Raw genomic sequence first — 26348 nt, 5'->3', positions numbered from 1 at the left:
CCTCGGCCTCACTCGTAGCGCAGCGACTCCACCGGGTCGGCCTTCGCGGCGCGCGCGGCGGGCAGCGTGCCGGCCAGGAACGCGATCACCATCACCACGACGATGATCAGCGCGATCGACACGGGGTCGAACGCGATCAGCGTCAGCCCGGGCAGGTTCGACAGCAGCGACCCGGCCAGGGTGGCGCTGACGACGCTGCCCGCGATCATCGCGACGCCCACGCCGATCGCGCTGCCGAGGAACCCGATGAACGCGGCCTCGAGGCTGAACAGGCCGAACACCTTGCCGCTGCCCATGCCCATGGCCTTCATCAGGCCGATCTCGCGGGTGCGCTCCTGCACGCTCATCAGCAGCGTGTTGACGATGCCGAAGCTCGCCGCGAGCAGGGCGATGATCGCGAAGGCGTTGAGCACGAGCACGATGCCGTCGATCACCGTCGTGAAGGTGCCCAGCTGGTCGGCGACGGTGGTGCCGGTGTAGCCGGCGGAGGCGAGACGGTCCTCGAGGTCGCTCACCTGCCCGTCGGACGCGTCCGCGGCGAACCGCACCGTGGCCTGCGCGTAGCGGTCGACCTGGTCGGCGGGCAGCCCGACGTTCTGCGCGTCGAACAGGGCCGTGCCGAGCGCCGCGTTCGGGGTGACCGCCGCCCCGGCGGGCGAGGCGATGCTCTCCTCGGCGACGCCGACGACGGTCGCGGTGACCGTGTGCTGCGTGCGCGTGGCGTCGGTCACGGCGAGCGTCACGGACCGACCGACGGCCGCCTCGTCGTCGCGGTACCCCAGGGGACCGACGTACGACGTCGGGACGACCACCTGCAGGTCGGTCGCGTCGTCGTCGGGCTGGGCGCCCGCCGTCAGGGTGAGCTGCTGCCCGGGCACGAGGGCGCTCGCCGAGACGACGTACTTCGTGCCGCTCTCGCCCTCGACGTAGTCGGTCGCGAGCGACTCGGTCGGCTGCACGGCCAGCACGCCGTCGACGCCCTCGAGGGTCGTCACGTCGTCCGGAGTCAGGGCGACGACGGTCGCCCCGGGGGCACCGAACCCGCCCGCGGCGACGGTGTCGGGGTCGTACTCGGTCGGGCCCGAGTTCGCCCCGCTGAGACCCTGCGCGTCGTCGGAGGCCTTCGTGACCGTCATCGTGTCGGACGAGCCCACGGCCGAGACCGTGTCGTCGATGTAGGCGTTGATGCCGGTGCCCAGCCCGTTCGTCAGCGTCAGCGTGAAAGCGCCGACGAAGATCGCCAGGACGGTCAGGATCGTCCGCGTCTTCGACCGGAACGTGTTCGAGACGGCGGTCAGCAGCAGGTCGAGGGTCGTCATGCGGCCACCTCGGCCTCGTCGTCGACGATCAACCCGTCGCGGATCACGATGCGCCGGTCGCAGCGCGCCGCGAGCTCCTCGTCGTGCGTCACCACGATCAGCGTGATGCCGTTCTCGCGGTTCAACGAGAACAGGATGTCCTCGACGACCGCCCCGGTCGCCGTGTCGAGGTTGCCGGTGGGCTCGTCGGCGAAGATGATGCGCGGGTCGTTGACCAGCGCGCGCGCGATCACCGTGCGCTGCTTCTGACCACCCGACAGGTTCAGGGCCCTGTTCTTCGCCTTGTCGGCGAGCTCGAGCTGCTCGAGGGCCGCCAGGCCGCGACGACGGCGCTCGCCGCGGGGCACGCCCGCGATCTTCATGGGCAGCACGACGTTCTCGAGCACCGACGAGCTCGACGTCAGGAAGAACTGCTGGAACACGAAGCCGAACGTCTTGTTGCGCGTCCGGTTGAGGCGCCCTCCCTTGAGCGTGCTCGTGTCGACCCCCTCGAGCTCGACGGTGCCGGTCGTCGGGGCGTCGAGCAGGGCGAGCACGTGCATCAGGGTCGACTTGCCCGAGCCGCTCTTGCCGACGATCGCGACGCTCTCGCCCTCGGCGATGTCGAAGCTCACCCCCTTCAGGGCCTCGAACCGGTTCGGGCCGCGCCCGTACGAACGGTGGACGTCTCGGACCGAGATGATCGGCGCCATGGTGCTCCTGTCGCTGACGGCCCCGGTGTCTCCGGAGCCGAGACCCACCCTCGCGGGCCGCGCCGACCGGGTCGTCCCCCCACCGCGGACACCTGCCGGCCGTCGCGTACCGCACCCGCGGTACGCGACGTCGGGCCAGAGGGGGACTCGGCCACCGCCGTTCCAGGGCACGATGGGGTCATGACGACGACGGACGGCAGGAGGCGCGAGCCCGCCTACCCGCGACCTCGCGTCCCCTGGTGGCTGGGCGACACGATCGCCGCGGTGCTCGTCGTCGGTGCGGCGTTCGCCCCCTTCCCCGTCGCGGGGTTCCGGCCGACCGGCGGGCTGGCCGTCGCGGTCGTCCTCGCCCCCGTCGTCCTGCTGCCGTTCCGTCGTCGACGCCCCGTCCCGGTGCTCGCCGCGATCGTCGGCCTGTTCGGCATCGCCGCCCTGCTCGGCACGCTCGCACCGGGCGTCGTCCTCGCCACCGGCATCGCCGTCTTCGCCGTGGCCGCGCGGACCCCGCGTCGCCGCACCATCGTCGTGACGGTCGCCACGGTCCTGGCCGTCGCCCTGCTCGGCCTGCTGGGGGTCGGGGGACGCGTCGTCGACCTGCCCGTGGTCCAGTTCACGCTCCTGGTCGCCTTCGCCGCCGCGGCGGGCGACGCCAGCCGCTCCCGACGGGAGTACATCGAGGCCGTCACCGAACGCGCCGAGCGAGCCGAACGCACCCGTGAGGCCGAGGCCTCGCGCCGGGTGGCCGAGGAGCGGTTGCGCATCGCTCGCGACCTGCACGACGCCGTCGCCCACCAGATCTCGGTGATCAGCCTCAACGCGGGCGTCGCGTCGTCGGCGATCGAGACGCGACCCGAGAAGGCGGTGACGGCCCTCGCGACCATCCGCCGCGCCTCCCGGACCGTCCTCGGCGAGATCGGCGACCTGCTCGAGGTGCTGCGCGCCGGGGACTCCGAGCGGGTCGCGTCGCCGCAGCCGGGCCTCGCACGACTCGACGAGCTCGTGGCAGGGTTCGCCGACGCGGGCCTCGTCGTGAGAACGCGGGTCGAGGGCCCGCTCGCCGCGGTCACGGGCGCGGTCGACCTCGTCGCGTACCGGGTCGTGCAGGAGGGGCTGACGAACGCCGGCAAGCACGGTGCCGAACACCGTGCGCACGTGCTCGTCGCGGTCGACGAGCACGAGGTGTCGGTCGTGGTGACGAATCCCGTGCCGGCGTCGAGGGACGTGACCGAAGCGGTGGACGTCCGTGGCGGGTACGGGCTGCTCGGACTGCGCGAACGCGTCGCCTCGGTGCGGGGCGTCGTCGAGACCGGGCCGACGCCGGGCGGCTTCCGGCTGGCGGCCGTGCTGCCGGTGACCCGTGGGGTCGACGTGGCCGGTTCGTCCGGTGGGAGCGGGGGAGTCTCGTGACGACCGTGCTGGTAGTCGACGACCAGCCGCTGATCCGTCAGGCCGTGACCGACATCCTCGACGGCGAGGACGGGGTCGAGGTCGTGGGCGACGCCGTGAACGGTCGGGAGGCGGTGATGCGGGCCTCGGCCCTGCGGCCGGACGTGGTCGTGATGGACATCCGCATGCCCGAACTCGACGGCATCGGGGCGACGGCCGAGATCTGCGCCGACCCGCTGCTCGCCGGGACGAAGGTGCTCATCCTCACCACGTTCGAGGAGGACGAGTACCTCGTCGCGGCCCTGCGCGCCGGCGCGAGCGGGTTCATCGGCAAGGGCGCGGAGCCCGACGAGATCGTCCGGGCGGTTCGGGCCGTCCACGCGGGGGAGTCGCTGCTGTCACCCGTCGCGACGCGCAGCCTGATCGAGAAGTACGTGCTGCCGGGTGGTGGCGGGGCGGGATCGGTCTCGGGAACGCCGTCGTCAGTGAAGTCGTCGTCGGGGGCGTCGTCGCCGGCCGTGCCGGCCGGGCTCGCCCACCTCACCGACCGTGAGCGCGAGGTGCTGCTGCTCGTCGCCCGGGGTCGCGCCAACGCCGAGATCGCCACCGACCTGGTCATCTCGCCGCACACCGCGAAGACACACGTCAACCGCATCATGACCAAGCTCGACGCCCACGACCGGGCGCAGCTCGTGATCCTCGCCTACGAGACCGGCTTCCTCGCGCCGGGCGCCGCGTAGCGCCCCCTCCCTGCGCGCGAGGGGGCAGAAGATGTCCTTCCCCCGCGTGCGGAGGACATCTTCTGCCCACTCGGACGGAGGGGGACGAGGAGGCGCGGGTCAGGCGAGCGCCGCGGGGTCGAGACCGTGCTGCTCGACCTGGATCGCCTGCCGGATGGTCAGCGGGTAGATGCGCGACAGCTCGGGGTTCGACGGATCGCTCGAGATGTACGCCACGCTCTCGACGTGCTGCTCGAAGGCGTTGACCTTGTCGCGCGGCGCGCCCACCACGAGCTGGAAGCCCAGGGAGGTCAGCGCCGCCAGGGCCCGGCCGGTGTACTCGGCGTCGGCCTTGACGAAGCCCTCGTCGAGGACGATCGGCGCGTAGGTCGGCACCCGGTCGGTGCCGTCTCCCAGCCGGAACCGCAGGGCGGCCCCCAGCACGAACGCGATGAGCTCCTGCCCCTCGCCGCCGGACTTGCCGGCCACGCCCTCGTGCACGATCTGCGTCCCGTCGGCGCGGGTCTCGATCGCCCGGAACTGGTAGTGCTCCCGCGCGTCCAGCACCCGCCGGCGCCAGGCGTCACCGACCTTCGACTTCTCCTCGAGGTGCGCGAGGTCGCGGCGGAGCCTCAGGAACCGGCGCTCGACCTCGGACGCGTCCCGCGCCTCCGGAGCCCGTCCGTCCGAGGCACGTGCCTCGGACGTGGCCCCGCTCCCGGCCCCGCCCGTGTGCTCGCGCAGCGTCCGCTTGAACTCGAGCAGGTCGCCGTTCGACACCGGCCGCGGCTCGATGTCGAGCGTCGAGCCCTGCCGGAACTCGATCGACCGCAGGGCCTGCGAGATGGGGCGGACGCCGCGGCGGATGACGTGGCCGTCCTCCTCGATCTGGACGAGCAGCGCCCGCAGGCTGTCGCCCACGTCGCTGCCGGCCCTCTCGAGCCAGCGCTGTCTCGCGTGCGGCAGGTCGTCCTCGACGAGCTGCCGGTGGATCGCCCGGACCGCCGGCAGGCTCTCGATCGTGGCGTCGATGCCCGCGGTGCGGTCGAGTTCGAGGTACCGCTCGAAGACGACGACGAGCGTCGACTCGGCGTTCGCCCGGTCCCGGTCGTGCGCGTCGACCTGGGCCCGCAGCTGCGACGCCGCGTCCCGGTACAGCCGCACGACGTCGGTCGCCTCACGCGGTGCCGCGAACGGCAGCGGGGCGAGGAGTGCCCGCTCGTCGTCGGTCAGGGGGGCGGCGTCGGCGGCGTCCGCGAACTCGTCCTCGATGTCGACGAGCGTCGCGTGCTTCTCGTCGAGCTGCGCGAGCACCTGGTCGATCTCGGCCAGGCGGCGCGTCGCGGCCGAGCGGTCGTCGTCGTGCTGCGCGGCCTCGGCCTGCAGCGTGGCCAGTTCGGGACGCTCGACGGCGATGCGGTCCAGCTGGGCGCGCAGGTCGTCGAGCCTCGCCTGCGCGGGGGCGGTGTCGAGCTCGTCCCAGGTGAACTCCTTCGCGCGGGCGACGGCGTCGGCGACGCGACGGCGTTCGACCGCCTCGGCCTCGATCGCGTCGTACTCGGCGCGGACCCGGGCCAGCACGGCTTCGAGGTCGACGATCTCGTCGCCGAGCTCGGCGATCCGGGCCGCGTTGTCGAGCCCGATCCACGAACGGGTCGACCGGTCGTCCTTGATCACGCGGTCCCGCGAGCCGGTGCGGAGGCCGCGCCGGGTCACGGCACCGCGGGTGCCGGCCGGGCGGGGGCCGCCGAGGTCGTCGGGCCCCTCGACGCAGAGCACGCTGCGGTCGGCGACGAGCTCGTCGTGCAGCCAGCCGCGGAACGGGCTCGCCGGGTCGAGCCGCACCATGGCGGGCACGGTGCGGTCGACCGGGATGAGCGTCAGATCGGCCCCGGTGGTCGCCGGCACGAGCGTGACGCGTCCCCGCACGTCGTTCTCGTCCACCCAGCGGCGCACGGCGTCGAAGTGCGTGCGGTCCACGAGGAGGTGCGTGGCGAGGTCGCCGAGCACGCGCTCGATCGCGACGGCCCACCCGGCGTGCTCGGGCGCGACCTCGAACAGCTCGCCGGCGTAGGGCAGGTCCGACACCGGCACGCCCGCCCCCTCGGCGATGCGCCGACGTCGCTCGATCGCGTCGTCGGGCACGTTGCTGCGGCGCTGTTCGAACGACCGCTTCTGCTTCTCGAGGGCGGCCAGCGAGCGCTTCGTCTCGCCGATGCGGGCGGCGAGGTCGCTGCGGGCGTCGGCGGTCGCGGCCCGGGCGGCCGCGTCGTCGGCCGCGAGGCGGTCGGCACGCTGCCTGAGCGCGGCGAGTTGTTCGTCGTCGCGGGGGAGGGACGCGCCGGTCCCGTCGAGCGCGGTGGCGAGCCGGCCGCGGGTGCGCTCGACGGCGGCGAGCTCGGCCTCGGCGGCGGCCACGTGCTCGCGGAGCGACTGCGTGGGGTCGCCCCCGAGCTCGCTGATCCGCGCCAGGGCCTGTTCACGGGACCGGAACGCGAGCTGCTCGTCCGCCTGGGCGCGCCTCCGGCGTTCGCCCTGCTCGCGCTTCTCGGTCGTGACGCGGTCGACCTCGCCGCTGACCCAGCTGCCGACGCGTTCGGCCAACCAGACGCGGAGGCGGCTGGGCCCGTCGTCGTCGACCAGCAGGCGGCGCTTGGCCGAGCCGTCGCGTCCGGCGAGCTCGTACCGGTCGGCGAGCGTCGGCACGGCCTCGAGCACGTCGAGCTTCTTGCGGGTCGTCTCGAACACGTCGTAGAGCGCCGAGGCCTCGCGGTAGGTGGCGAGCGTGGTCTCCCAGCGGCTGAGCGCCTGCGGCTGCACGAGAACGAACTGCTTGAACAGGTCGTCGATCGAGAACACGCCCTTGGACGCCTGCGCCCGACGCAGCAGGGTCAGGGCCTTGAGCTGCGACTCGTCGCTGCCGCCGATGCCGAGCTGACCGCACAACCGCACCCGCAGCTCGGGCTGCGACGAGGTCGCGAGGTCGTGGGCGGGGTCGAGCAGGCGGGCGAGGGAGCCACGGGTCAGGGGGTTCTGGCTCGTGCCCTCGCGCGTCACCTCGGCCAGGCGGCTGAGGTCGAAGCGACCCTGCACGAGGAGGTAGACGCTCGCCTGGGTGACGTCGTCCTGGCTGGCGGTGTCCTCGCCGATCCAGGCGACGCGGACGGCCGTGACCGTCTGACCGAGCTCGGTCGACCAGGTGATGGCCGCACCGCTCGGGAACGCCTGGCCGAGCGGACGCAGGAACCGCGTCGTCGTGCGGTCGGAGGCGGCGTCGCGGACCTCGTCGGTCTTGCCGCGCGCGTAGCTGTAGACCGTGCGCTCGGACCGCTGCCGGCTGTCGTCGCGGGCGGCGCGGTTGAACTCCTGCGGGTTGGGCATGATGACCGCGGCCATCGCGTCGAGCACGGTCGACTTGCCGCGGCCGGTCGGGCCGAGGATGGCGATGCCGCCGCGACCCACGGGCATGCGGTGCAGGCCGGCGTAGCTGCCCCAGTTGAGCAGCTGCACCTGCTCGATGCGGTACTGGCCCGAGTGGAACATGCCGAGGTCGGGCGGGGTGTCGGCGATGCTCATGCCTGGGGTGCTTCCGGGTCGGTGTCGGTGCCGGCGTCGTGCGCGGCCTCGGGCTCGGGCTCGAGGTCGAGGTCGAGCGGGACGGCGGTCGGGTCGGGTTCGGCGTCGGGGGTGTCCTCCACCGTGTCGGCGGGGCCGTCGTCGGCGTGATCGGGTTCGACCTCGACCTCGACCTCGACCTCGGGCTCGTCGGCGTCGGCGTCGGCGTCGGCGTCGACCTCCGCTTCGGCCGTGTCCGCGTCGGCGGGGGTGCCGACCTCGTCCTCGTCGGTCGGGTCGCCCTCGACGCCTGCCGCCTCGAGGTACACCCGCTCGAGGTGCGCGAGTCGGTCGGCGGTCATCAGCGGCACGATCGCGGGCGAGACCACGAACAGTTCGGGGTCGTCGGGCTCGGCCGTCAGCAGGTCGCGGGCGACGAGCGCGGCGATCGCGGCGTCGACCCGGCGGCGGGCGCGCACCTCGTCGGAGCCCGAGTCGTCGTGGTACCGACCGAGGAACTCGGCCACGGCGTCCTTCGAGATCACGACCGCCTCGTCGAGGCCGTCGGTGAAGGCGTGCTCCCGGCGGGCGAAGACCATCAGCAGCGAGGCGTCCCGCGACAGCGGCTTCTCGCGGCGCAGCAGCACGGGCACGTCGTCCTCGCCGCCCTGTCGCTTGAAGGCGACCTCGTGGTCGTGGTCGACGACCAGCACCAGGAACAGCTCCTCGAGCCGCGCCCGGATCTCGGGTTCGTGCGCGAGTAGGCCCGCCCAGGCCTCCTGCTGCCGCGCGCGGGACACGAACCGGTGGGTCAGCAGCGTGACGAGCGCTTTGCGTCCGGCCAGCGGTAGCGCGTCCGGGACGCCACCGGCCGCCGCGTCGTCGGCGTCGCCGTCGTCGAAGGCATCGCGGGAGGCGCGCGCCGACTCGTCGGGGGAGGTGGCGGTCGCCTCGGCCGAGGAGGCGCGGGTCGCCTCGTCGACGCCGGTCTCGTCCGAGGGGGCTGCGGGGCTCATGCGAGGTCCTTCGTGCTGGTCGTGCCGGTCGTGAGGTCGGGGGCGTCGGGCTCGACGCCCGGCTCGGCCCCGGGCGGACCCGCGGGGTCGCGCCGGAACACGAGGCGGGGCAGCGTGACCTGCCGACCCGCGCCTCCTGACGTCGTGGGGTCGGCGGGATCGCCGACGAGCTCGACGGTCTCGGTGTCGTCGCCGACGACGCCGCGCTCGAGCGCGAGGTCGAGCATGCTGAGGACGAGCGCGAGGCGGCGGAACCCGGGCTCGGTCGCCTGGTAGACGTCGACGCTCGTGACCTCGTCGCGGTCGACGAGCAGCCGGTCGATCGTCGCCGACACGGCCGCCGTGCTCGTGCCCGAGGTGAGGCGGAGGGCGGCCCGGTCGGCCTCCGGCAGGGACGCGTCGCCGATCGTCACCTGCACGTCGACCGTCGGCCGCGCACGGTCGGTGTGCAGCTGCACCTGGCTGACGTCACGGACGTCGAGCGCCCCGAGGCCGAGCCCGTCGCCGTGCTCGACGGGCAGCATGGCGTGGCCCGGCCGGCGCTCGGCCCAGACCCCACCCGCGTGCAGCGCCCGGTCGGCGAGGGTGAGCAGGCGCTGCTGCTGGTCGGAGCCCGACCGGCTGAGGAAGCGCCGCAGCGAGGACGTCCACCGGCCGTACGTCTCTTGCACGCTCTGCTCTTCGGCGAGCAGCGACGAGATGAGCGACTCGAGCTGCGTGCGCTGCCGCTCGGTGAGCTGCGCGGCCGCGTCGGGCTGCGCGAGGACCTTCTCGATGTCGGCCCGCATCACGTCGATCCCGCGCGACGACAGCATCTGGGCGAAGCCGCGGTAGGCGCGTCCCTCGGGGGTCTGCTCGAGCAGGTCGTTGTCGCGCAGGTACTGGTCGACGAGCGCGCCCTTGCCGACGTGTTCGGACGAGGCCCGGCGCGCGACCTCGCGGTGCCGCTGCTCGACCATGGCGCCGAGCTGGCGGAAGTCCTCGGGCAGCGACGCGGTCAGACGCACGACCTCGCGGACCTGACGGCGCAGCACGTCGGGAGCGGTGGGTTCGGTGCCGTGCCGCTCGATCTCGGCCTTGCGGCGCTCGAGCTCGGCGATCTGCTCGTCGAGGCGCGCGAGCTGCGACTCGCGACTGGGGTCGGCGAGGCCCGCGAGCTGCCCGACGGCGTGGGCGATGCTGCCGAGGCGGGCCTCGCTGACGGCGTTGTCGCGCTCGACGAGGTCGCGCACGAGGCGCAGCGCCTTGAGCGCGTGCGGCGACAGGCGGTACTCGGCACGGGCGTCCGGTCCGGAGGCGCGGGTGCGGATGAGCCAACGGCTCTCGACCCAGCTGCGGCAGTACTCGGCCGGGGTGGTCTTCTGCTCGGCGGGGGCCGGCGTGGCGACGGGTGTCGGGGACGCGGGCCGCGCCTCCTCGGGGTCCCGCTCGGTCGTCGCCCGCTCGGACGCCGGGCGCTCGGGGGCGGCCTGCTCGGACGCCACCTGCTCGAGCGCGGCCTGCTCGGACGCCGCCTGCTCGGCCGTGTTCTGCTCGAGGGCGTCGGCGACCTGCCGGTGGAACCAGTCGGCCGACACCGGACCCTCGGCGTGCTCGAGGTGGCGGGAGAAGAGCGGCAGCATCCAGCGGGCGTTGTAGCCGCGGAGCAGGGCCCAGGTGGGGTCGTCTTCGTACGCCGCGCGCACGTCGTCGCGGCTCAGGGCGTCGTCGTGCCCCGACGGGTGGTTCACCAAGCAAGACCTCCGGCAGTCGTCGGACGACGATACCAACTGGTGACGCTCCGCTCGGCGACGGTGTCGCTCCTCGTCCGCAGCGGCCAGGATGGGGATGGGGATGGGGATGGGGATGGGGATGGGGATGGGGGCGCGGGCCGGGTCAGGCGCGCGGGTCACCGAACGCGGTGGGGCCGTCGTCGAACGAGGCCATGTCGATGGTACCGGGGCCGGCCGCGCCCCCGGCCTCGCCGAGGGCGGCGTCCATGGCCGACCGCATCAGCGGCGCGAGCAGCCGGCCCGGCTCGGGCAGGCCCAGCTCAGTGAGCAGTCCGACCGACTGCGTGACGATCGCGGCCGAGAACTCGGTGGCCGTCGCGATGGCCTCGGCGTAACGCGGCCGGTCGGCCTCGGCCACGATGACGGGCTCGGCCCCCATCTCGACGACGAGCGCCTGGCCGATCGGCTGGACGGGGGTCGGCGCGGTGACGGCGCACCAGGCGTCGCGCAGTCGGACGAGGTCGATGGTCGTGCCGGTGAAGGCGAGGGCCGGGTGGATCGCCAGGGGGATCGCCCCCGACGAGAGGGCGGGCCGCAGCACCTCGAGCCCGTGCCGGGGCGAGGTGTGCACGACGAGCTGGCCGGGCTGCCAGGTGCCGGTCGCCGCCAGGCCCTGCACGAGGTCGGCCAGCTGGTCGTCGGGGACGGCGAGCAGGACGAGTTCGCTGCGCTCGACGATCTCGGGCACGGTCAACAGGGGCACGCCCGGCAGGATCGCCTCGGCCCGGTCGCGGCTGCGCTCGGACACGGCCGAGATGCCGACGATCGCGTGACCGGCGGCGGCGAGCGCGGCACCGAGCACGGGTCCGACCCGGCCGGCGCCGACGATGCCGACGCCGAGGCGGCCGCTGCGCCGGTCGGATCCGCGCGCGGTCGGCCGGGGGTCGCGCGGTGCGTCGCGTGGGCCACCGAGGGACGAGCCGCCGAGGGAGGGGCCGCCGGTCGACGGGTCGGTCACGGGGTCTCCTCGCTCCAGCGGTGGGTGCGGTCGGCGTGGGCGGCGGCGACGGCCTCGCGACCGGCGGTCGTGAAGAAGCCGAGGGCGTCGTCCTGGTCGAGGGCGCCGATCTCGGCGACGATCGGCCCCTGGACGGTGTGCAGGTGCACGGTCGCGAGGCGGAGCCGGCGGCGCAACGGACCCTGCACCAGGCCGACGCTCTGCACCCGGGGCAGCGGCACGATGACGAGCTGGCGCCAGATCGCGCCCTTGCGCAGCAACAGCGCACCCGGCGCCGAGCGGAACCCGTTGCGCCGCCACGAGAACCAGCGCAGCACGGCGGCCCGGCGCGGGGACACGGTGAAACCGCCGTCCGTACCGCTCGACCTGAGCCCGCCCTCGACGAGCGACAGGGTGTGCTCGGTCGTCGCCTCGACGGCGTCGCGGACGGCAGGAGGCGCGGCGGCGCCGGTCACGGACGTCTCGTCGGCGACCCCCTCACCCCCGACGGCAGGAGGCGCGGCCTCGCCGGTCGAGGAGGCGTCGGCCACCGGGACCGTCGCGGAGGCGACCGCCTCGGGGGCGTCGGCCGGTGCGGGCGACCCGGCCCGCGCCTCCTCGGCGGCGACGCCGACGGCGGCCACGCCGACCAGCTCGGGCAGGACGAGTTCGAGGACGCGGCGGACGTCGTCCTCGTCGCCGACCGGCAGGATCGTCGTGTTCTCCTGCCCCGCGGCACCCTTGGTGCTCGAACGCGAGGCGCGGTTGATCTTGACGTCCCACCAGCCGAACGGGCGCCAGAGCAGCGGTTGGCTGACCTTGATCGAGTGGATGCGGCCGGGCGGCAGCGTCTCGTTCGAGGTCGAGAAGAGGCCGTAGCCGATGCGGACCCCGTCGCGCGTGCCGGCGATCGTGTAGCGCAGCGACTTCGTGATGCGGTTGACGTAGAACCCGCCCGAGCCGAGCACGGCTGGCAGCAGCACGAAGAGCAGGAACCACTCGCCCGTCGTGACCACGCTGATCACGATCGCCAGGACGGCCGCCAGGAGGAACAGCGTGTAACCGCTCAGGACGGTCGAACCGATGAGGCGACCGGGCGAGAGGGCCACGACCGACCGGGGCGGTGCCTCGTCGGGGTCGAGCTCGGGTGCGAGGAACTCGTGGGCGCGCTGCTCGACCAGACCGCCGAAGCCCTGCCGGTGCGGGGCGGGGGCGCCGGGCCGACCGGGGGTCGAGGTCCCGGCGACGGCGGCCGGGTCGGTCGCATCGCCCGTGCCCGCGCCCGCGCCTCGCGCATCGACCGGCGCACCGGGCGCGCCCGGGGCCGGGGCGTGCGTCTGCTGCGCCCCGCCCGCGCGCCGCAGGATCTCGCGGCGCAGGTCGTCCGCCGACGCCGACCGCAGGTAGGCGAGGGTGACGTTGGCGTCCTGCCCGGCCTGGGTGACCTCGAGCTTGGCGGCGCCGAAGACGCGGGCCAGCAGGGGACGCTGGATGTTGATGCCCTGGATGCGGTCGAGCCGCGCCCGCCGGTTCGTGCGGAACACGATGCCGCTGCGGACCTCGACGACGTCCTCGCCCACCCTGAAGGTGTGCATGCGCCACGACAACCAGAACCCGCCCACGAACAGGGCGATCACGACGACCACGGCGAGCAGCAACAGGCCCAGCCAGCCCTTGTCGACGACGTACCCGAACGGGTCGCCCTCGTCACCCCGCCGACCGCCGGGCACGAACAGTTCGACCACGTACTCGCGCGCGTTGTTGAACAGGATGACGAGCACCGCGGCCAGGGCGATGCCGCCCTTGAGCAGCGGGGTGGCCGGGTGCAGACGGTGCCACTCGCCGTCGGTGAGCGCGGCGACGTCCGGAGGCGCGGGTCGGCCCCCGCCGCCGTCCGCCCCGGTGCGGGGGTCGCTCACAGGCCGGCCCGACGCGATTCGGCCAGCTCGACGAGGCGGTCGCGCAGCCGCTCGGCCTCGTCGGCGGGGACGCCCGGGATCGTCACGGCCGACGCCGCGGCCGCGGTGACGAACTTCAGGTCGCTGAGGCCGAGCGCCCGGACGACCGGGCCCCGGTTGATGTCGATGAGCTGCATGCGCCCGTAGGGCACGGCCACGACCCGCAGGTACAGGATGCCCTTGCGCAGCAGCAGGTCGTCCTCGCGCAGCTGGTAGCCGATCGCCCGGACGCGACGGGGGGTCAGGGCGGCGACCACGACGGTGACGACCACCACGACGGCGGTGATCGCGTAGGTCCACCACTGGCCGATCAGCCAGAGCGGGACGGTGGCACCGGCCACGATCAGGCCGGTGACGAGGTAGCCGATCAGCTCGGGCCAGACGTACTTGGGCGAGACGCGGTTCCACTCGGCGTCGGGGATGTCGAGTCGGTCCATGTCGGCGTCTCTTCCGGTCGGCAGCGGTCGGTCGGCGGTGGTGGGACCGCAGGCGGTCAGACCGCCTGTGTGCCCGAGCCCTGGCCGTGCTCGTCGTCGGCGGGCGGGACGGTGCACATGCGCTCGGCGACGATGCCGGCCACCAGCAGCCCCGCACCGCCGACGACGGCGACGATCGCGGGCACGAGCGAGCCTACAGCGACCCCCACGCCACGGGACAGGACGAACAGCAGGACTCCCCCGGCGAAGCCGCCGAACAGGGCACCGGCCAGGCTGCTCGCCTTGGCCAGCAGCAGCACGCGGGTCGCGTAGTAGGGGTCGACGCGTTCCTTGCTCGACCCGGTCGCGACCCGGTGCACGGGCACGGCCATCGAGACGACGACGCCGCCGATGCCGAGCAGCACGAGGCCGAGCGCGAAGGGCAGCACGATCGAGGGCTGACGCATGGCGACCAACACGGAGTCGAGGACGAAGCCGGCGGCCACGGCCACGATGATCAGGCCGACCAGGGTGGAGGGGCGGGTGTGCTTCACGGGGCTCCTGGGCTGGGGTCGGTGGTCGGGTCGTGCGCAGACCCGTGGTCGGACGTGGGGTCGAGCAACGGGGGCTCGGGTGCGGGGTCGAGCAGCGAGGTCGCTCCCGGCACGGGACGGGTCCGCTCGGTGAGCCGGGACGCCAGGTCGGCCACCCGCCCGGCTCCGGCGAGCCGCGCCTCCGGGTCCAGCTCGAGCCAGGGCTCGAGCACGAACGCGCGCTCGGCGGCGCGGGGGTGCGGCACCTGCAGGCGCTCGGTGTCGATGCGCTCGTCGTCGAGGGCGACGACGTCGAGGTCGAGGGTCCGGTCGCCCCAGCGCACCTCGCGGGTGCGCCCGTGTGTGGCCTCGATCGCCTGCAGCGCGTCGAGCAGGGCGTCGTCGTCGAGCGTGACGTCGGCGAGCAGCACGGCGTTGAGGTAGGTCGGCTTGCCCGGGTCGAGGCCGTCGAGCGTGACGGCGGTCGACGACACGGGCGCGGAGGCCGCGACGACCGTGATGCCGGGGGTCGCGTCGACGGCCCGGACCGCCTCGCGCAGCAGGGTGTCGCGGTCGCCGAGGTTCGAGCCGAGGGCGATCACCGCACGCCGAACGCGCGGTGCGGCCGTGCTCGTCGCACCGGTGCTCGGGCCGCCCGTGCTCGGGCCGCTCGTGCTCGGGCCGCTCACGCGCGCTCCCGGCTGATGGTGATCGACACGTCGCCGAAGGGCACGGTGATCGGGGCGCCCGGCTTGTGCACGGTCACCTCGGTCGAGACCGCCGCACGGTGCACGAGCACGACGCCGGCGAGGCGCTCGGCGAGGGTCTCGATCAGGTCGACCGGGTCGCGCTCGACGGCGGCCACGAGTTCTTCGGCCAGGACGCCGTAGTGCACGGTCTCGCCGAGATCGTCCCCCGAAGCCGCCGAGGTGGTGTCGAGGTGCACGACGACGTCGACGACGAACTCCTGCCCGTCGCGGCGCTCGTGGTCGAAGACGCCGTGGTGGCCGGTCGCCCGGACGCCGCTGAGGCGCAGCACGTCGAGGCCGGTCGCGCGGAGGACCGGCACGGGCCCGCCGACCGTCTCGTGCTCGGGGACCGACTCGGGCTCGCGCGCGGGCAGGCCGTCGGGCCCGCTCTCGACGCCGGTCACGCGTGCCTCGCCGGTCGGCGGGGAGCCACCGCGGCCTCGGTCCAGGCCTGCAGCACGTCGAGGGCGACGCGGGTCCCGGCGACGTCGTGGACGCGCACGCCCCATACGTCGGCCTGGGCCGCCAGCACGCTGATCACGGCGGTCGCGGGGTCGCGGTCCGTGGGCGGCGCCCCCTCGGGCAGGAGGTCGGCCAGGAACCGCTTGCGCGACGCGGCGACGAGCACGGGCAGGCCGAGCCGGCCGAGCACGTCGAGGTGGGCGAGCAGCTGCCAGTTCTGGGTGGCGTCCTTGGAGAACCCCAGCCCGGGGTCGAGCACGATCGCGGACGGGTCGACGCCGCGGGCGACCAGGTCGTCGACCCGCGCGGCGAGCTCGTCGGCGACGGTGCCGACGACGTCACCGTCGTAGTCGCGTGACGCGGCGGCGGGTGCCTGGCCCGAGCCGTCGAGTCGACCTCGCCAGTGCATGACCACGAAGGTGCGGCCGCTCTCGGCGGCGACCCGGGCCATGTCGACGTCGGCGAGGCCCCCCGACACGTCGTTGACGATCTCGGCACCGGCCTCGAGCGCGGCGGCGGCGGTCGACGCGTTCATCGTGTCGATGCTGACGCGCACCCCCTCGGCCGCGAGTTCTCGCACGACCGGCAGCACCCGGCGCAGCTCGTCCGCGGGCTCGACCCGAGAGGCACCGGGCCGGGTCGATTCGCCGCCCACGTCGACGATGTCGGCCCCCTGCGCGACGAGGGCGCGGGCATGGACCAGGGCGGCGTCCAGGTCGAGGTGACGACCGCCGTCGCTGAACGAGTCGGGCGTCACGTTGAGCACGCCCATCACCTGCGGGCCGGGCCGGCGAGCACCGGATCGGTCGCGCGACCGGCGGAGAACCGGGGCAGGAGGCGCGGCGTGCGACCCCGGGCCGGTCGCGACCCGGTCACGCACCGCGGGTGCCGCGTGCGAGCCGGCGCGCTGCCGATCGGGTCGTGGCCGGGCCTCGAGCACGGCGTCGGCGTCGTCGAACGACCGCTCGTGCAGCGGCCCCTCGAACCGACCGCCGGCCACGAGCCGACGTCCGGAGCGGACCGCGGGGGCCGGCGCCTCGGCGGGGAGGCTCGTCGCGGACGTGGTCGCCGGCGTGTGCGTGATGGGCGGCAACTGGGCCGGGGGACGGACGGCCGCGGTCTCGTTCTGTGCCAGGACGAGACGTCCCTGCGTGATCGGGCCCACGGCGAGTTCGTCGGCGGCTGCCCGGGCGGAGGCCGGGGGCGCGTCGACGACGACGTCGGCCGGGTAGCGCTCCCGACCGCGAGGTCGCTTCGACGGTGCGCCGCCGCCCTCTCGGGCACCAGTGGTCGGGCGGCCGTCGTCACCGGATGCGGCGGGGGTGCCGCGGGACGGGTCGGTCACGAAGCGGTACCTCCGTTCGGTGCTCGGGACGAGCCCTTAGGCTATCGACCGGCTGCGCCTGGGCGCAGCCGGTCGGGCCGATCGTGCGTCAGGCCGTGGCGATGCCGGGCGTCGTGCGGGGCGGGCGCGTGCGGGCCGGCTTGGTCGTCGGCTCGGAGTCGACGCCCCCGTCGACGGCTTCGGCGTCGACGGGCGACTTCGTCGGCATCGGGATCGCCGGGCGGTCGGACACCGGACGCTTGTCGCTCGAGAGCCACTGCGGGCGCTCGGGCAGCTTGCGGACGTCCTTGAAGATCTCGGCGAGCTCGTCGTGGTCGAGGGTCTCTTTCTCGAGCAACTCGCGGGCGAGGAAGTCGAGCACGTCGCGGTTGTCGTTGATGACCTCCCACGCCTCGTCGTGCGCCTGCTCGAGCAGCACGCGGACCTCGGCGTCGACCGTCTCGGCGATGTTCTCCGAGTAGTCGCGCGAGCTTCCGTCGCGGCCCATCATCATCTCGCCGGAGGCCTGGCCGAGCTTGACCGAGCCCACCTTGTTGCTCATGCCGTACTCGGTGACCATCTTGCGGGCGGTCGCCGTGGCCTTCTCGATGTCGTTCGAGGCGCCGGTGGTCGGGTCGTGGAAGACGAGCTCTTCGGCGACACGGCCGCCCATGGCGTACGTGAGCTGGTCGAGCAGCTCGTTGCGGGTGACCGAGTACTTGTCCTCGAGGGGCAGGACCATCGTGTAGCCCAGGGCCCGACCGCGGGGCAGGATCGTGATCTTGGTCACGGGGTCGGTGTGGCGCATGGCCGCGGCGGCCAGGGCGTGGCCACCCTCGTGGTACGCGGTGATGAGCTTCTCGTGGTCGTTCATGATGCGGCTGCGGCGCTGCGGGCCGGCCATGACGCGGTCGACCGCCTCGTCGAGGGCACGGTTGTCGATCAGCTGCGCGTTGGAACGGGCGGTGAGCAGGGCGGCCTCGTTGAGGACGTTGGCCAGGTCGGCACCCGTGAACCCGGGGGTCTTGCGGGCCAGCACCTCGAGGTTGACCGAGGCGGCGAGGGGCTTGCCCTTGCCGTGGACCTCGAGGATCTGCTTGCGGCCGTCGAGACCCGGAGCGTCGACGCCGATCTGGCGGTCGAAGCGGCCGGGGCGCAGCAGGGCCGGGTCGAGCACGTCGGGGCGGTTGGTCGCCGCGATCAGGATGACGTTGGTCTTGACGTCGAAGCCGTCCATCTCGACCAGCAGCTGGTTGAGGGTCTGCTCGCGCTCGTCGTTGCCGCCGCCGATGCCGGCTCCGCGGTGACGACCGACGGCGTCGATCTCGTCGACGAAGATGATCGCCGGGCTGTTCTGCTTGGCCTGCTCGAAGAGGTCGCGGACGCGGCTGGCGCCGACGCCGACGAACATCTCGACGAAGTCGGACCCCGAGATCGAGAAGAAGGGGACGCCGGCCTCGCCGGCGACGGCGCGGGCGAGCAGGGTCTTGCCGGTGCCGGGAGGGCCGTAGAGCAGCACGCCCTTCGGGATGCGGGCGCCGACGGCCTGGAACTTGGCGGGCTCTTTCAAGAACTCTTTGATCTCTTCGAGCTCTTCGATGGCCTCGTCGGCCCCGGCGACGTCGGTGAACATGACCTGCGGGGTCTCTTTCGAGGCGAGCTTGGCCTTGGACTTGCCGAACTGCATGACCTTGCTGCCGCCGCCCTGCATGGACGAGAGCAAGAACCAGAAGATGACGCCGATGATCAGGAACGGCAGCAGGATGCTGAGCAGCGACATGAACCAGCTGGTCTGCGTGACGGTGTCGTCGAAGTTCTCGAGGTTCGCGTCGTTGACGGCATCGACGACCTCGGAGCCGCGCGGCGTCGCGTAGTAGAACTGCTCGGCCTTGTCGCCGTCCTTCAGGACGAGGTCGACGCGCTGCTCGTTGCTGAAGATCGTCGCCGACTTGACCTTGTCGGCCTGGATCGCCTCGAGGCCCTTCTGGGTCGAGATCTGCGTCGTGCCCGCCCCGCTGATGAGGCTCCACCCGATGCCGATGCCGATGACCGCGATCACGATGTAGATGATCGGACCGCGGAAGAGTTTCTTGAAGTCCATGTCAGTACGGGCGACGCCCGACACCTTTCTGCAGGAAGAACGTGAGCAAAAGGGTACATCGGGGCTGCTATGCCCTGGATGGGTGTTCGCCGAGGGCTTGATCGGCCCCGCCCGGGAGCGGACCGCTAGCTGTAGACGTGCGGGGCGAGCACCCCGACACCGCGGAGGTTGCGGTACTTCTCGTCGTAGTCGAGGCCGTAGCCGATGACGAAGTCGTTCGGGATCTCGAAGCCGACGTACTTGACGTCGACGGCGACCTTGGCGGCGGCCGGCTTGCGGAAGAGCGCGAAGATCTCGACCGACGCCGCGCCGCGCTTCTGCAGGTTCTCGAGCAGCCACGACAGCGTGAGGCCCGAGTCGATGATGTCCTCGACGATGATGACGTCGCGGCCGTGCAGGTCGCTGTCGAGGTCTTTGAGGATGCGCACGACGCCCGACGACTTGGTGCCGGAGCCGTACGACGAGACGGCCATCCAGTCCATCGCCGAGGCCAGCTTGAGCTCGCGCGAGAAGTCGGCCATGACCATGACCGCGCCCTTGAGGACGCCCACCAGAAGCGGCTCGCGACCGGCGTAGTCGGCCTCGACCTGCCGGGCGACCTCGGCGATCTTGGCGTGGATCTGCTCTTCGGTGTAGAGCACGCTGGTCAGGTCGGCCTCGATGTCGCTGAGTTCCATGGTGGTGTCGTGCTCCTGGGGTCGTGGGGTGCCGAGGGGGATCTCAGGAGGCGCCGGTCGCCGAGAAGTGCAGCGCGCCTCCGGTGCGTTCCACTGTAATGCCCGGCAGCGACACCGCCCCCTGCCCGTGCCAGTCGGTCACCAGCCGGGCGACCTCGAGGGTCTGGACGCGGCTCAGCGAGACGCCGAACTCGCTCTGCACCGCGAGCCGGATCAGTCGCTGACGCAGGGCCGCCGGGTTCGCGGCGAGCCCCCGGACGTCGAGAGAGATGCCCGCCTCGGCGTGGTCGGCCAGCTCCTCGGCCAGTTCGTCGGCGAAGTGGTCGAGGGCGGACGAGTCCTCGCGCAGCGCGTCCGCCGTCCGCGCGAGCGCCTCGGTGATGCCCGGGCCCAGCTCGCGCTCGAGCATCGGCAGGACGGTCCGCCGCAGTCGCACCCGCGTGAAGGTCGGGTCGTCGTTGTGCGGATCGGCCCAGGCCTCGAGGCCGGCGTCGGTGCAGGCCGCCGCCGTGGTCGAGCGACCGACGACCAACAGGGGGCGGGCGTACAGGCCCGAGCGCGCCTCCATGCCGCTCAGGCTCGTCGCACCGCTGCCCCGGGTGAGGCCGAGCAGCACCGTCTCGGCCTGGTCGTCGCGGGTGTGGCCGAGCAGCACGGTGCGGGCACCCTGCTCGGAGGCGACGGACGACAGCGCGTCGTAGCGGGCCGTGCGGGCCGCCGCCTCGGGACCGCCCTCGGTGCCCACCGAGATCCGGACGACGACGACGGGGTCGAGCCCGAGGCCGCGAGCCTGCTCGGCCGCGCGGGCCGCGACGGTGCGAGAGTCGCCCTGCAGGTCGTGGTCGACGACGACCGCCCCGGCGCGCAGCCCCGCACGCGGCGCCTCGAAGGCGAGCCCCGCGGCGAGCGCGAGGGAGTCCGGCCCGCCGCTGAGGGCCACGAGCACGAGGTCGCCCTCGTCGTGACCGGACAAGGAGGCGCGCACGGCTCGTCGGACGTCGGCCGTCGCGGGGGTCAGGCGGGGTCTGTCGGGCATCTTGTAACGTTAGCGACACCGCCGACCCGTCGGGTCGGACCCCCCAACGACGCATCGCAAGGAGCACACCCATGGCCGCGTACGACGCCGTGATCGAGATCCCCAAAGGCAGCCGCAACAAGTACGAGGTCGACCACGAGACCGGTCGCGTCTACCTCGACCGCGTCCTGTTCACCGGGTTCGTCTACCCGACCGACTACGGCTTCTTCGAGAACACGCTCGGCCTCGACGGCGACCCCGTCGACGTGCTCGTGCTGCTCGACTACCCGCTCTTCCCGGGCGTCGGGGTCAAGGTGCGCCCGGTCGGCGTCTTCAACATGACCGACGACGGCGGCAGCGACGCCAAGGTCATCGCCGTCCCCGCGAAGGACCCGCGCTGGGAGCACATCCAGGACGTCACCGACGTGCCCGAGTACCTCCGCAAGGAGATCGAGCACTTCTTCGAGCACTACAAAGACCTCGAGCCCGGCAAGTGGGTCAAGACCGAGGGCTGGGGCGACGCCGCCGAGGCCGAGGCCATCGTCGAGGCCGGCATCACGAAGCTGGCCGACGAGGGGCACTGACCTCCCCGCACCCCGGTACGACGAAGGGCCCGACACCACGTGGTGTCGGGCCCTTCGTCGTGGCCTCGTCCGGGGACGGCGCCTAGAGGCGGATGCCGCGGTCCGCCATGAACGGCTGGGGGTTCTGCGCGACGCCGCCGACGCGGGTCTCGAAGTGCAGGTGGCAGCCGGTCGAGTTGCCGGTCGAGCCGACGTGCCCGATCTGCTGGCCGGTGCCGACCGCCTGCCCGACGCTGACCATGATGCCGCCGTTCGGCTGGTGGCCGTACCCGGTTGTGACGCCGTTGCCGTGGTCGATCAGCACGAAGTTGCCGTAGCCGCCGTACCAGCCGGCGTAGCTGACGACGCCCGCGGTGGCGGCGTAGATGGGCGTGTTGCAGCCTGCGGCGAGGTCGGTGCCCGCGTGCAGGATGTACGCGTGCGTCACGGGGTTGACGCGCATGCCGAAGCCGCTCGAGATGTTGCCGCCGGCGGGGCGCGTCCAGCCCTGGGGCGAGACGACCCCGAGGGCCGTGCCGTTGGTCGCCGCCGCCGCGGCGGCAGCGGCGGCCCGTGACTCCTCGACGCCCTTCTGGTACTCGGCCTCGGTGTGGTCGACGTTAGTCTTCAGGGTCTCGAGCTGGGCCTGGAGCCGCGCCTGGTTCTCCTGCTGTGCGGCGAGGGCGTCGCTCGCGGCCTGGGCGGCGTCGTTCGCGTCGGCGAGGGCCTGCTGTGCCTCGTCGGCCAGCACGGCGAGGGCGGCCTCGGCGACGGCGGCCTGGTCGCTGAGCCCCTGTGCGGTGTTGCGGTCCTGCGTGGCCTGCGCGTAGATGCCGTCGGCCTGCTCGGTGAGCTTGCTCATCGCACCGAGCTTGTAGAGCAGCTGCCCGGCCTCACCCGGGTCGGCGATCAGGGTGCCGCTGACGCCGTTCGTGCCACCGGAGCGACCGAGCTGCGCGGCGAGTTGACCCGCCCGCTCCTCGCTGGCCGCGGCCACCTGGTCGGCGGAGTCGGCCTGCGACTGCAGCTGGGCGGTCTTGTACTGGGCGTCGTCGTAGGCGGACTGGGCCTTCTGCAGCTCGTCACCGCGCTTCTCGGCCTCGGTGTTCGCGGCGTCGAGATCGGCCTGCATCTGGGTGAGGATGCCCTCGAGGTTGGTGATCTCGGCCTGCTTCGCGGTCTCGTCGCCGCGGGCCTTCTGGACGTCCTCCCACGACGGGTAGGACGCGGCCGTGGCCGACGACGCGGGCAGTCCGACGACACCGGCGGTGAGCAGCAGGGACGCGGCCGCCACGGTCACGACGATGCGGGCCAGGCGCGACGACGGAGCGAGCGGGCCCGAGGTGAGGCTCACGAGGCGCGGGCGCCCGGTGCGGCGGGTGGAGGTCATCGAGTGGTTCCGATTCGTCGTGACGGCATCGAGCCCGGCCGGTCGCGCCGGGGTCGCCGTGCAGGACACGGTATCGCCGACGCCCGGTCCCGTACAGCGCCGCGGACGCGACGCCGCCGGGCGGTCGACCGACGGTCGACCCCGAACTCTCAAGAACGACTTGAAACTAGCCGTCGAGTCGGTGATCGCGGGGCAGCCGAGGCGGAGTGGCGAGCGTGTCGCCCGACCACGACAGGGGACGAGGAGGCGCGCGCAGCACCCGCCGTCACCCTCGTTTTGCTTTTCCCCGCGATCATCCGTATGCTCTGTGATCGGTTGCTATGACGTCCTCGGACACGGCCCCATCGTTTAGTGGCCTAGGACACCGCCCTTTCACGGCGGCAGCACGGGTTCGAATCCCGTTGGGGTCACCAGCACCACTGCAAGACAGCACCGAGGCAGCACCTGCACCAATCACAACAGAACATCGAGTACGCTGTGTCACAGCAGCAAGTTTGGCCCTGTAGCGCAGTTGGTTAGCGCGCCGCCCTGTCACGGCGGAGGTCGCCGGTTCAAGTCCGGTCAGGGTCGCCAAGGCGAGTTCATCGCCTGGGGGCTTCGGGCCCTCACGGCTGGGTAGCTCAGTTGGTAGAGCGTTCGACTGAAAATCGAAAGGTCCACGGATCGATGCCGTGTCCAGCCACAGAAGGCCCCGCTCAGGCGGGGCCTGACTCGTCTAACGGCATGGCCGGTGGTGGGCACCGCGGCATGGCCGTTGATGGGACCGTCTCGTGAGCATCGGCCACGACCCCGCGGTCGTCTCCCTCCGCAGCCGCTGGCTCGACCCGCTCGTCGCCGGACTCGCGGCACTGCTGCTCGGGGCCGCGTTCAGCTGGGTGCCCTCGTACTGGAGCGACGAGGCGACGACGCTGCAGGTGGCGCGCCTCCCCCTCGGCGAGTTGCTGGCCTTCGTGCACCAGCGCGACGCGGTGCACACGGTCTACTACCTCTTCATGCACTTCTGGGTCGGCGCCTTCGGCGAGGCCGAGGTGGCCACGAGGTTCCCGTCGGCCGTCTTCGTCGGGGCCGGGGCGGCCGGGGTGCTCGTCCTGACGCGGATGCTGACGACCCGTCGCACCGCGCTGCTGGCCGCCGCGGTCTTCGCGGTGCTGCCCCGCTTCACGCTCGAGGCCGCCGAGGCCCGGCCCTACGCCCTGTCGGTCGCCCTGGCCGTCTGGGTGACCGTGCTGCTGCTCGTGGCCTCCCGGCGTCACCGCCGACGCTGGTGGATCGGGTACGGCGCGGTCCTCGCCGGGTCGATCGCGACCTTCGTCCCCCTCGGCCTGATCATCGTGGTGCACGGCGTGTTCCTGCTGCTGGCGCCGGCACAGCGCCGGCGTCGCGGAGCCCGCCACCGCCTCCTCGGCTGGTCCGTCTCGACCGGGGCGGCGTTGTTCGTGACCTCGCCGGTCATCGGGACGGTCCTCGCCGAGCGCTCGCGCCTCCTGGGGGTGGCCGATCCGTCGACGGGAGCCGACGTCACCTGGTGGACGGTCCTGGTCGAACCGTGGTTCGTCACGGGCCTGGCCTTCGCCGTGGTCTCGGCGGTCCTGCTCATCCTGCTCGGCACCCGTCTCCGCGACCGCTCGCGGACGCCCGGCAGCGTGGTCTTGCTCGGCGCGCTCTGGGTCGCGTTGCCCGCCGGACTGCTGCTCGCACTGGGACTAGTCCTGTCGCCCGTGTACACGTCGAGACTGGTGACCTTCTCGGCACCCGGCATGTGCCTGCTGCTGGCCGTGGCCGTCACCGGCTTCCGCCGGCGCTGGATCAGCATCGCCCTCGTCGCCCTGCTGGTGGCGGCCTCGGTGCCGACGTACGTGCTGCAGCGACTGCCCACCGGCAAGGGCGGCGGCAGCGACCTCTCGCAGCTCTCGAGCTACATCGAGAGCCAGGCGCGCCCGGGCGACGCGTTCCTGCTCGACGCGACCGGCACCGTGTCGACGCGACCCCGCCAGGCGATGTACGCCTACCCGGATCGATTCGCCGAGCTCGACGACGTGGCCTACGTCCGCTCGGGCCTGCCGTCGGGCTCGTACTCGGACGTCACCCTGCGTCTCGACGACGAGGACGACGCCGTCGAACTGGCCGACCGGCTGTCGTCGGTCGACCGCCTCTGGATCGCACGGCTCTCCGTCGACGTCCTCAGCGAGGCCGACCTGCGGCAGCTCCGCGACCAGGGGTACGAGATCAGACAGGAGCACCGCACCGGTCGGAGCGTCGTCTACCTCTTCGCGCGACCGCCGGCCTGACGGCCAGGCCTGGTGGTCAGGCGCGACGGTCAGGCCTGGTGGTCAGGCTCGACCCTCAGCGACGCAGCTCGAGGGTGCAGCACTTGACGCCGCCGCCGCCGAGCAGCAGCTCGGAGAGGTCGACGCCGATCGGGTTGTAGCCGCGCTCGCGCAGCTGACGTTCGAAGCCGGTCGCCCGGGCGGCGATCACGACGTTGTGGCCGTCGGAGTACGAGTTCAGGCCGAGGATGGCGGCGTCCTCCTCGCTGACGAGGATCGCGTCGGGGAAGCGCTGCCGCAGGATCGCGAGCGACGCGTCGTCGAAGGCGCTCTCGAGGTACGCGATGGTGTGGCGGCCGTCCACCGGCTCGGGGTCGAGCACGGCGATGGCGGTGTCGAGGTGGTAGAAGCTCGGGTTCACCAGGGTGAGGCTGACGACCTCGCGCCCGAAGACGCGACCGATCTCGTCGTGCGAGCTCGAGTCGCTGCGGAAGCCCGTGCCGGCCAGGATGACGTCGCCGACCAGCAGGAAGTCCCCTTCGCCCTCGTTGGTCTCGGAGGGCTCGGCGACCTCGAAGCCCGCCGAGGCGAACCACCGCATGTAGGCCGGGCCCTCGGCCTGGCGCTCGGGGTAGGTGAAGCGCGCGCCGTAGGCGACGCCGTCGAGGACGAAGCCGCCGTTGGCCGCGTAGACCATGTCCGGCAGACCCGGTTCGGGGTCGATAAGCTCGACGTCGAACCCCAGGCCGACGTAGGTGTCGTAGAGGGTCTGCCACTGGGCCAGCGCCAGCGAGGTGTCGGTCGGCGTGGTGGGGTCCATCCACGGGTTGATCTTGTAGCTGACGGTGAAGTGCTCGGGCCGACACATCAAGATGGTGCGGTGGCTGGCCACGCGGGTCGAGGCCCCCACGGCGGTCGCATCGGGCAGGTCGGTGGGTTCGATCGTCAGGCTCACCGGATCAGTGTCACATCGTGGGCGCGCACGAGGCCGAGCTCTCACGCACTTTTCTTGCGTATTTGTCAGCTCTGGTGCAGCATTCGGGCGTACGATGCCGTGGTGGACAATCTCGACTACGGCATCATCGACCTCCTGCGCCAGAACGCCCGCGCAGGGTACGGCGACATCGGCGCCTCGGTCGGCCTCAGCGCCTCGGCGGTGAAACGCCGCGTCGACCGCCTCGTCGCCGACGGGGTCATCAAGGGGTTCACCGTCCAGGTCGACCCCGCCGTCGACGGGCTCGGCACCGAGGCCTACGTCGAGCTGTTCTGCCGTGGCACCGTATCGCCCCAAGAACTGCAGCGCATCCTCGGCACGGTCCCCGAGGTCGTCGACGCCGGTACGGTGACCGGCAGCGCCGACGCCATCGTCCACATGCGCAGCCGCGACATCCCGTCGCTCGAGGAGGCCCTCGAACGCGTGCGCAACGCCCCGAACGTCGACCACACCCGCAGCGCGATCGTGCTCTCGAAACTCATCAGCCGCCGCTCGGCCTGAGG

General features: G+C 72.8%; 22 protein-coding genes and 3 tRNA genes. 8 read left to right on the top strand and 17 right to left on the bottom strand.

All coding sequences use genetic code 11. The features are described from left to right. Window positions 1–8: 8 nt before the first annotated feature. Both ARTHRO9V_RS00745 and ARTHRO9V_RS00740 read right to left on the bottom strand, forming a co-directional pair. Entirely contained in the window at window positions 9–1319 is a 1311-nt protein-coding gene (locus ARTHRO9V_RS00745) for an ABC transporter permease (RefSeq protein ID WP_159824911.1), read from the bottom strand. Then, on the bottom strand, window positions 1316–2011 hold the full coding sequence (locus tag ARTHRO9V_RS00740) for an ABC transporter ATP-binding protein (RefSeq protein WP_159824909.1): 696 nt from the start codon (window positions 2009–2011) through the stop codon (window positions 1316–1318). The genes ARTHRO9V_RS00745 and ARTHRO9V_RS00740 overlap by 4 nt, the downstream gene beginning before the upstream one ends. Before the next feature lie 180 nt (window positions 2012–2191). Between ARTHRO9V_RS00740 and ARTHRO9V_RS00735 the strand changes: the two genes are divergently transcribed. Both ARTHRO9V_RS00735 and ARTHRO9V_RS00730 read left to right on the top strand, forming a co-directional pair. Then, complete coding sequence (locus ARTHRO9V_RS00735) at window positions 2192–3418, top strand: sensor histidine kinase (RefSeq protein ID WP_159824907.1); 1227 nt, start codon at window positions 2192–2194, stop codon at window positions 3416–3418. Next, window positions 3415–4137: a response regulator transcription factor gene (locus ARTHRO9V_RS00730; RefSeq protein WP_159824905.1), complete on the top strand. Its 723-nt coding sequence runs from the start codon at window positions 3415–3417 to the stop codon at window positions 4135–4137. Before ARTHRO9V_RS00735 ends, ARTHRO9V_RS00730 begins: the two co-directional genes overlap by 4 nt. 99 nt (window positions 4138–4236) lie before the next feature. On the opposite strand, the gene ARTHRO9V_RS00725 is transcribed toward ARTHRO9V_RS00730, so the two are convergent. The 13 genes from ARTHRO9V_RS00725 to tilS form a co-directional block, all read right to left on the bottom strand. Next, window positions 4237–7692 carry an ATP-binding protein gene (locus tag ARTHRO9V_RS00725; RefSeq protein ID WP_159824903.1) on the bottom strand — a complete coding sequence of 1152 codons (3456 nt, stop codon included), beginning with the start codon at window positions 7690–7692 and terminating at the stop codon, window positions 4237–4239. After that, the gene (locus ARTHRO9V_RS00720) at window positions 7689–8687 is read right to left on the bottom strand and encodes a DUF4194 domain-containing protein (protein WP_159824901.1); all 999 of its coding nucleotides are present in this window, start codon (window positions 8685–8687) and stop codon (window positions 7689–7691) included. The genes ARTHRO9V_RS00725 and ARTHRO9V_RS00720 overlap by 4 nt, the downstream gene beginning before the upstream one ends. Beyond that, on the bottom strand, window positions 8684–10417 hold the full coding sequence (locus ARTHRO9V_RS00715) for a DUF3375 family protein (protein WP_159824899.1): 1734 nt from the start codon (window positions 10415–10417) through the stop codon (window positions 8684–8686). The genes ARTHRO9V_RS00720 and ARTHRO9V_RS00715 overlap by 4 nt, the downstream gene beginning before the upstream one ends. A 145-nt stretch (window positions 10418–10562) precedes the next feature. Further along, window positions 10563–11417, bottom strand: a complete 855-nt coding sequence (locus ARTHRO9V_RS00710) for a Rossmann-like and DUF2520 domain-containing protein (RefSeq protein ID WP_159824897.1) — start codon at window positions 11415–11417, stop codon at window positions 10563–10565. Continuing rightward, entirely contained in the window at window positions 11414–13315 is a 1902-nt protein-coding gene (locus ARTHRO9V_RS00705; protein ID WP_159824895.1) for a PH domain-containing protein, read from the bottom strand. Before ARTHRO9V_RS00705 ends, ARTHRO9V_RS00710 begins: the two co-directional genes overlap by 4 nt. Next, window positions 13312–13791, bottom strand: a complete 480-nt coding sequence (locus ARTHRO9V_RS00700) for a PH domain-containing protein (RefSeq protein WP_056044081.1) — start codon at window positions 13789–13791, stop codon at window positions 13312–13314. Before ARTHRO9V_RS00700 ends, ARTHRO9V_RS00705 begins: the two co-directional genes overlap by 4 nt. 56 nt (window positions 13792–13847) lie before the next feature. Next, window positions 13848–14324, bottom strand: a complete 477-nt coding sequence (locus tag ARTHRO9V_RS00695; protein ID WP_056044083.1) for a DUF3180 domain-containing protein — start codon at window positions 14322–14324, stop codon at window positions 13848–13850. Further along, window positions 14321–14992, bottom strand: coding sequence for a 2-amino-4-hydroxy-6-hydroxymethyldihydropteridine diphosphokinase (gene folK, locus ARTHRO9V_RS00690; protein ID WP_159824883.1), 672 nt, complete (start codon window positions 14990–14992; stop codon window positions 14321–14323). Before folK ends, ARTHRO9V_RS00695 begins: the two co-directional genes overlap by 4 nt. Further along, the gene (gene folB / locus ARTHRO9V_RS00685; protein WP_236556817.1) at window positions 14989–15456 is read right to left on the bottom strand and encodes a dihydroneopterin aldolase; all 468 of its coding nucleotides are present in this window, start codon (window positions 15454–15456) and stop codon (window positions 14989–14991) included. Before folB ends, folK begins: the two co-directional genes overlap by 4 nt. Further along, entirely contained in the window at window positions 15453–16286 is an 834-nt protein-coding gene (gene folP / locus ARTHRO9V_RS00680) for a dihydropteroate synthase (protein ID WP_159825474.1), read from the bottom strand. The genes folB and folP overlap by 4 nt, the downstream gene beginning before the upstream one ends. Window positions 16287–16947: 661 nt before the next feature. After that, complete coding sequence (gene ftsH, locus ARTHRO9V_RS00675; protein ID WP_159824879.1) at window positions 16948–18939, bottom strand: ATP-dependent zinc metalloprotease FtsH; 1992 nt, start codon at window positions 18937–18939, stop codon at window positions 16948–16950. Between the two features lie 125 nt (window positions 18940–19064). Further along, window positions 19065–19616 (bottom strand): hypoxanthine phosphoribosyltransferase, encoded by a 552-nt coding sequence (gene hpt, locus ARTHRO9V_RS00670; protein WP_056044086.1) that lies wholly within the window; start codon window positions 19614–19616, stop codon window positions 19065–19067. A 43-nt stretch (window positions 19617–19659) separates the two neighbouring features. Continuing rightward, window positions 19660–20652, bottom strand: a complete 993-nt coding sequence (gene tilS, locus ARTHRO9V_RS00665; protein WP_123571153.1) for a tRNA lysidine(34) synthetase TilS — start codon at window positions 20650–20652, stop codon at window positions 19660–19662. A 71-nt stretch (window positions 20653–20723) separates the two neighbouring features. Here tilS and ppa point away from each other — a divergent pair, with 71 nt between their 5' ends. Then, window positions 20724–21215, top strand: a complete 492-nt coding sequence (gene ppa, locus ARTHRO9V_RS00660; protein WP_043593233.1) for an inorganic diphosphatase — start codon at window positions 20724–20726, stop codon at window positions 21213–21215. Between the two features lie 82 nt (window positions 21216–21297). Here ppa and ARTHRO9V_RS00655 read toward each other — a convergent pair whose 3' ends face one another. After that, a complete protein-coding gene (locus tag ARTHRO9V_RS00655; protein WP_056044090.1) occupies window positions 21298–22584 on the bottom strand; it encodes a M23 family metallopeptidase in 1287 nt (428 codons plus the stop codon). A gap of 337 nt (window positions 22585–22921) precedes the next feature. Here ARTHRO9V_RS00655 and ARTHRO9V_RS00650 point away from each other — a divergent pair. The 4 genes from ARTHRO9V_RS00650 to ARTHRO9V_RS00635 all read left to right on the top strand — a co-directional run bounded on the left by ARTHRO9V_RS00650 (window position 22922) and on the right by ARTHRO9V_RS00635 (window position 24872). After that, window positions 22922–22997 (top strand) — tRNA-Glu (locus tag ARTHRO9V_RS00650). Between the two features lie 83 nt (window positions 22998–23080). Continuing rightward, window positions 23081–23157: transfer RNA gene (locus ARTHRO9V_RS00645), tRNA-Asp, on the top strand. A 36-nt stretch (window positions 23158–23193) separates the two neighbouring features. After that, window positions 23194–23266, top strand: a tRNA-Phe gene (locus ARTHRO9V_RS00640). A gap of 88 nt (window positions 23267–23354) precedes the next feature. Beyond that, on the top strand, window positions 23355–24872 hold the full coding sequence (locus ARTHRO9V_RS00635; RefSeq protein ID WP_056044092.1) for a glycosyltransferase family 39 protein: 1518 nt from the start codon (window positions 23355–23357) through the stop codon (window positions 24870–24872). Between the two features lie 55 nt (window positions 24873–24927). Here the strand turns inward: ARTHRO9V_RS00635 and ddaH are convergent, their stop codons facing one another. After that, on the bottom strand, window positions 24928–25806 hold the full coding sequence (gene ddaH, locus ARTHRO9V_RS00630) for a dimethylargininase (protein ID WP_369794353.1): 879 nt from the start codon (window positions 25804–25806) through the stop codon (window positions 24928–24930). Between the two features lie 102 nt (window positions 25807–25908). Between ddaH and ARTHRO9V_RS00625 the strand changes: the two genes are divergently transcribed. Next, the gene (locus ARTHRO9V_RS00625) at window positions 25909–26346 is read left to right on the top strand and encodes an Lrp/AsnC family transcriptional regulator (RefSeq protein ID WP_043593232.1); all 438 of its coding nucleotides are present in this window, start codon (window positions 25909–25911) and stop codon (window positions 26344–26346) included. The last annotated feature ends 2 nt before the right edge of the window (window positions 26347–26348 follow it).

It is taken from the genome of Frigoribacterium sp. 9N, assembly GCF_902506305.1.
Taxonomy (GTDB): domain Bacteria; phylum Actinomycetota; class Actinomycetes; order Actinomycetales; family Microbacteriaceae; genus Frigoribacterium.
The sequence above is the reverse complement of the archived record's forward strand: the minus strand, read 5'-3'. Positions and strand labels throughout refer to the sequence as shown.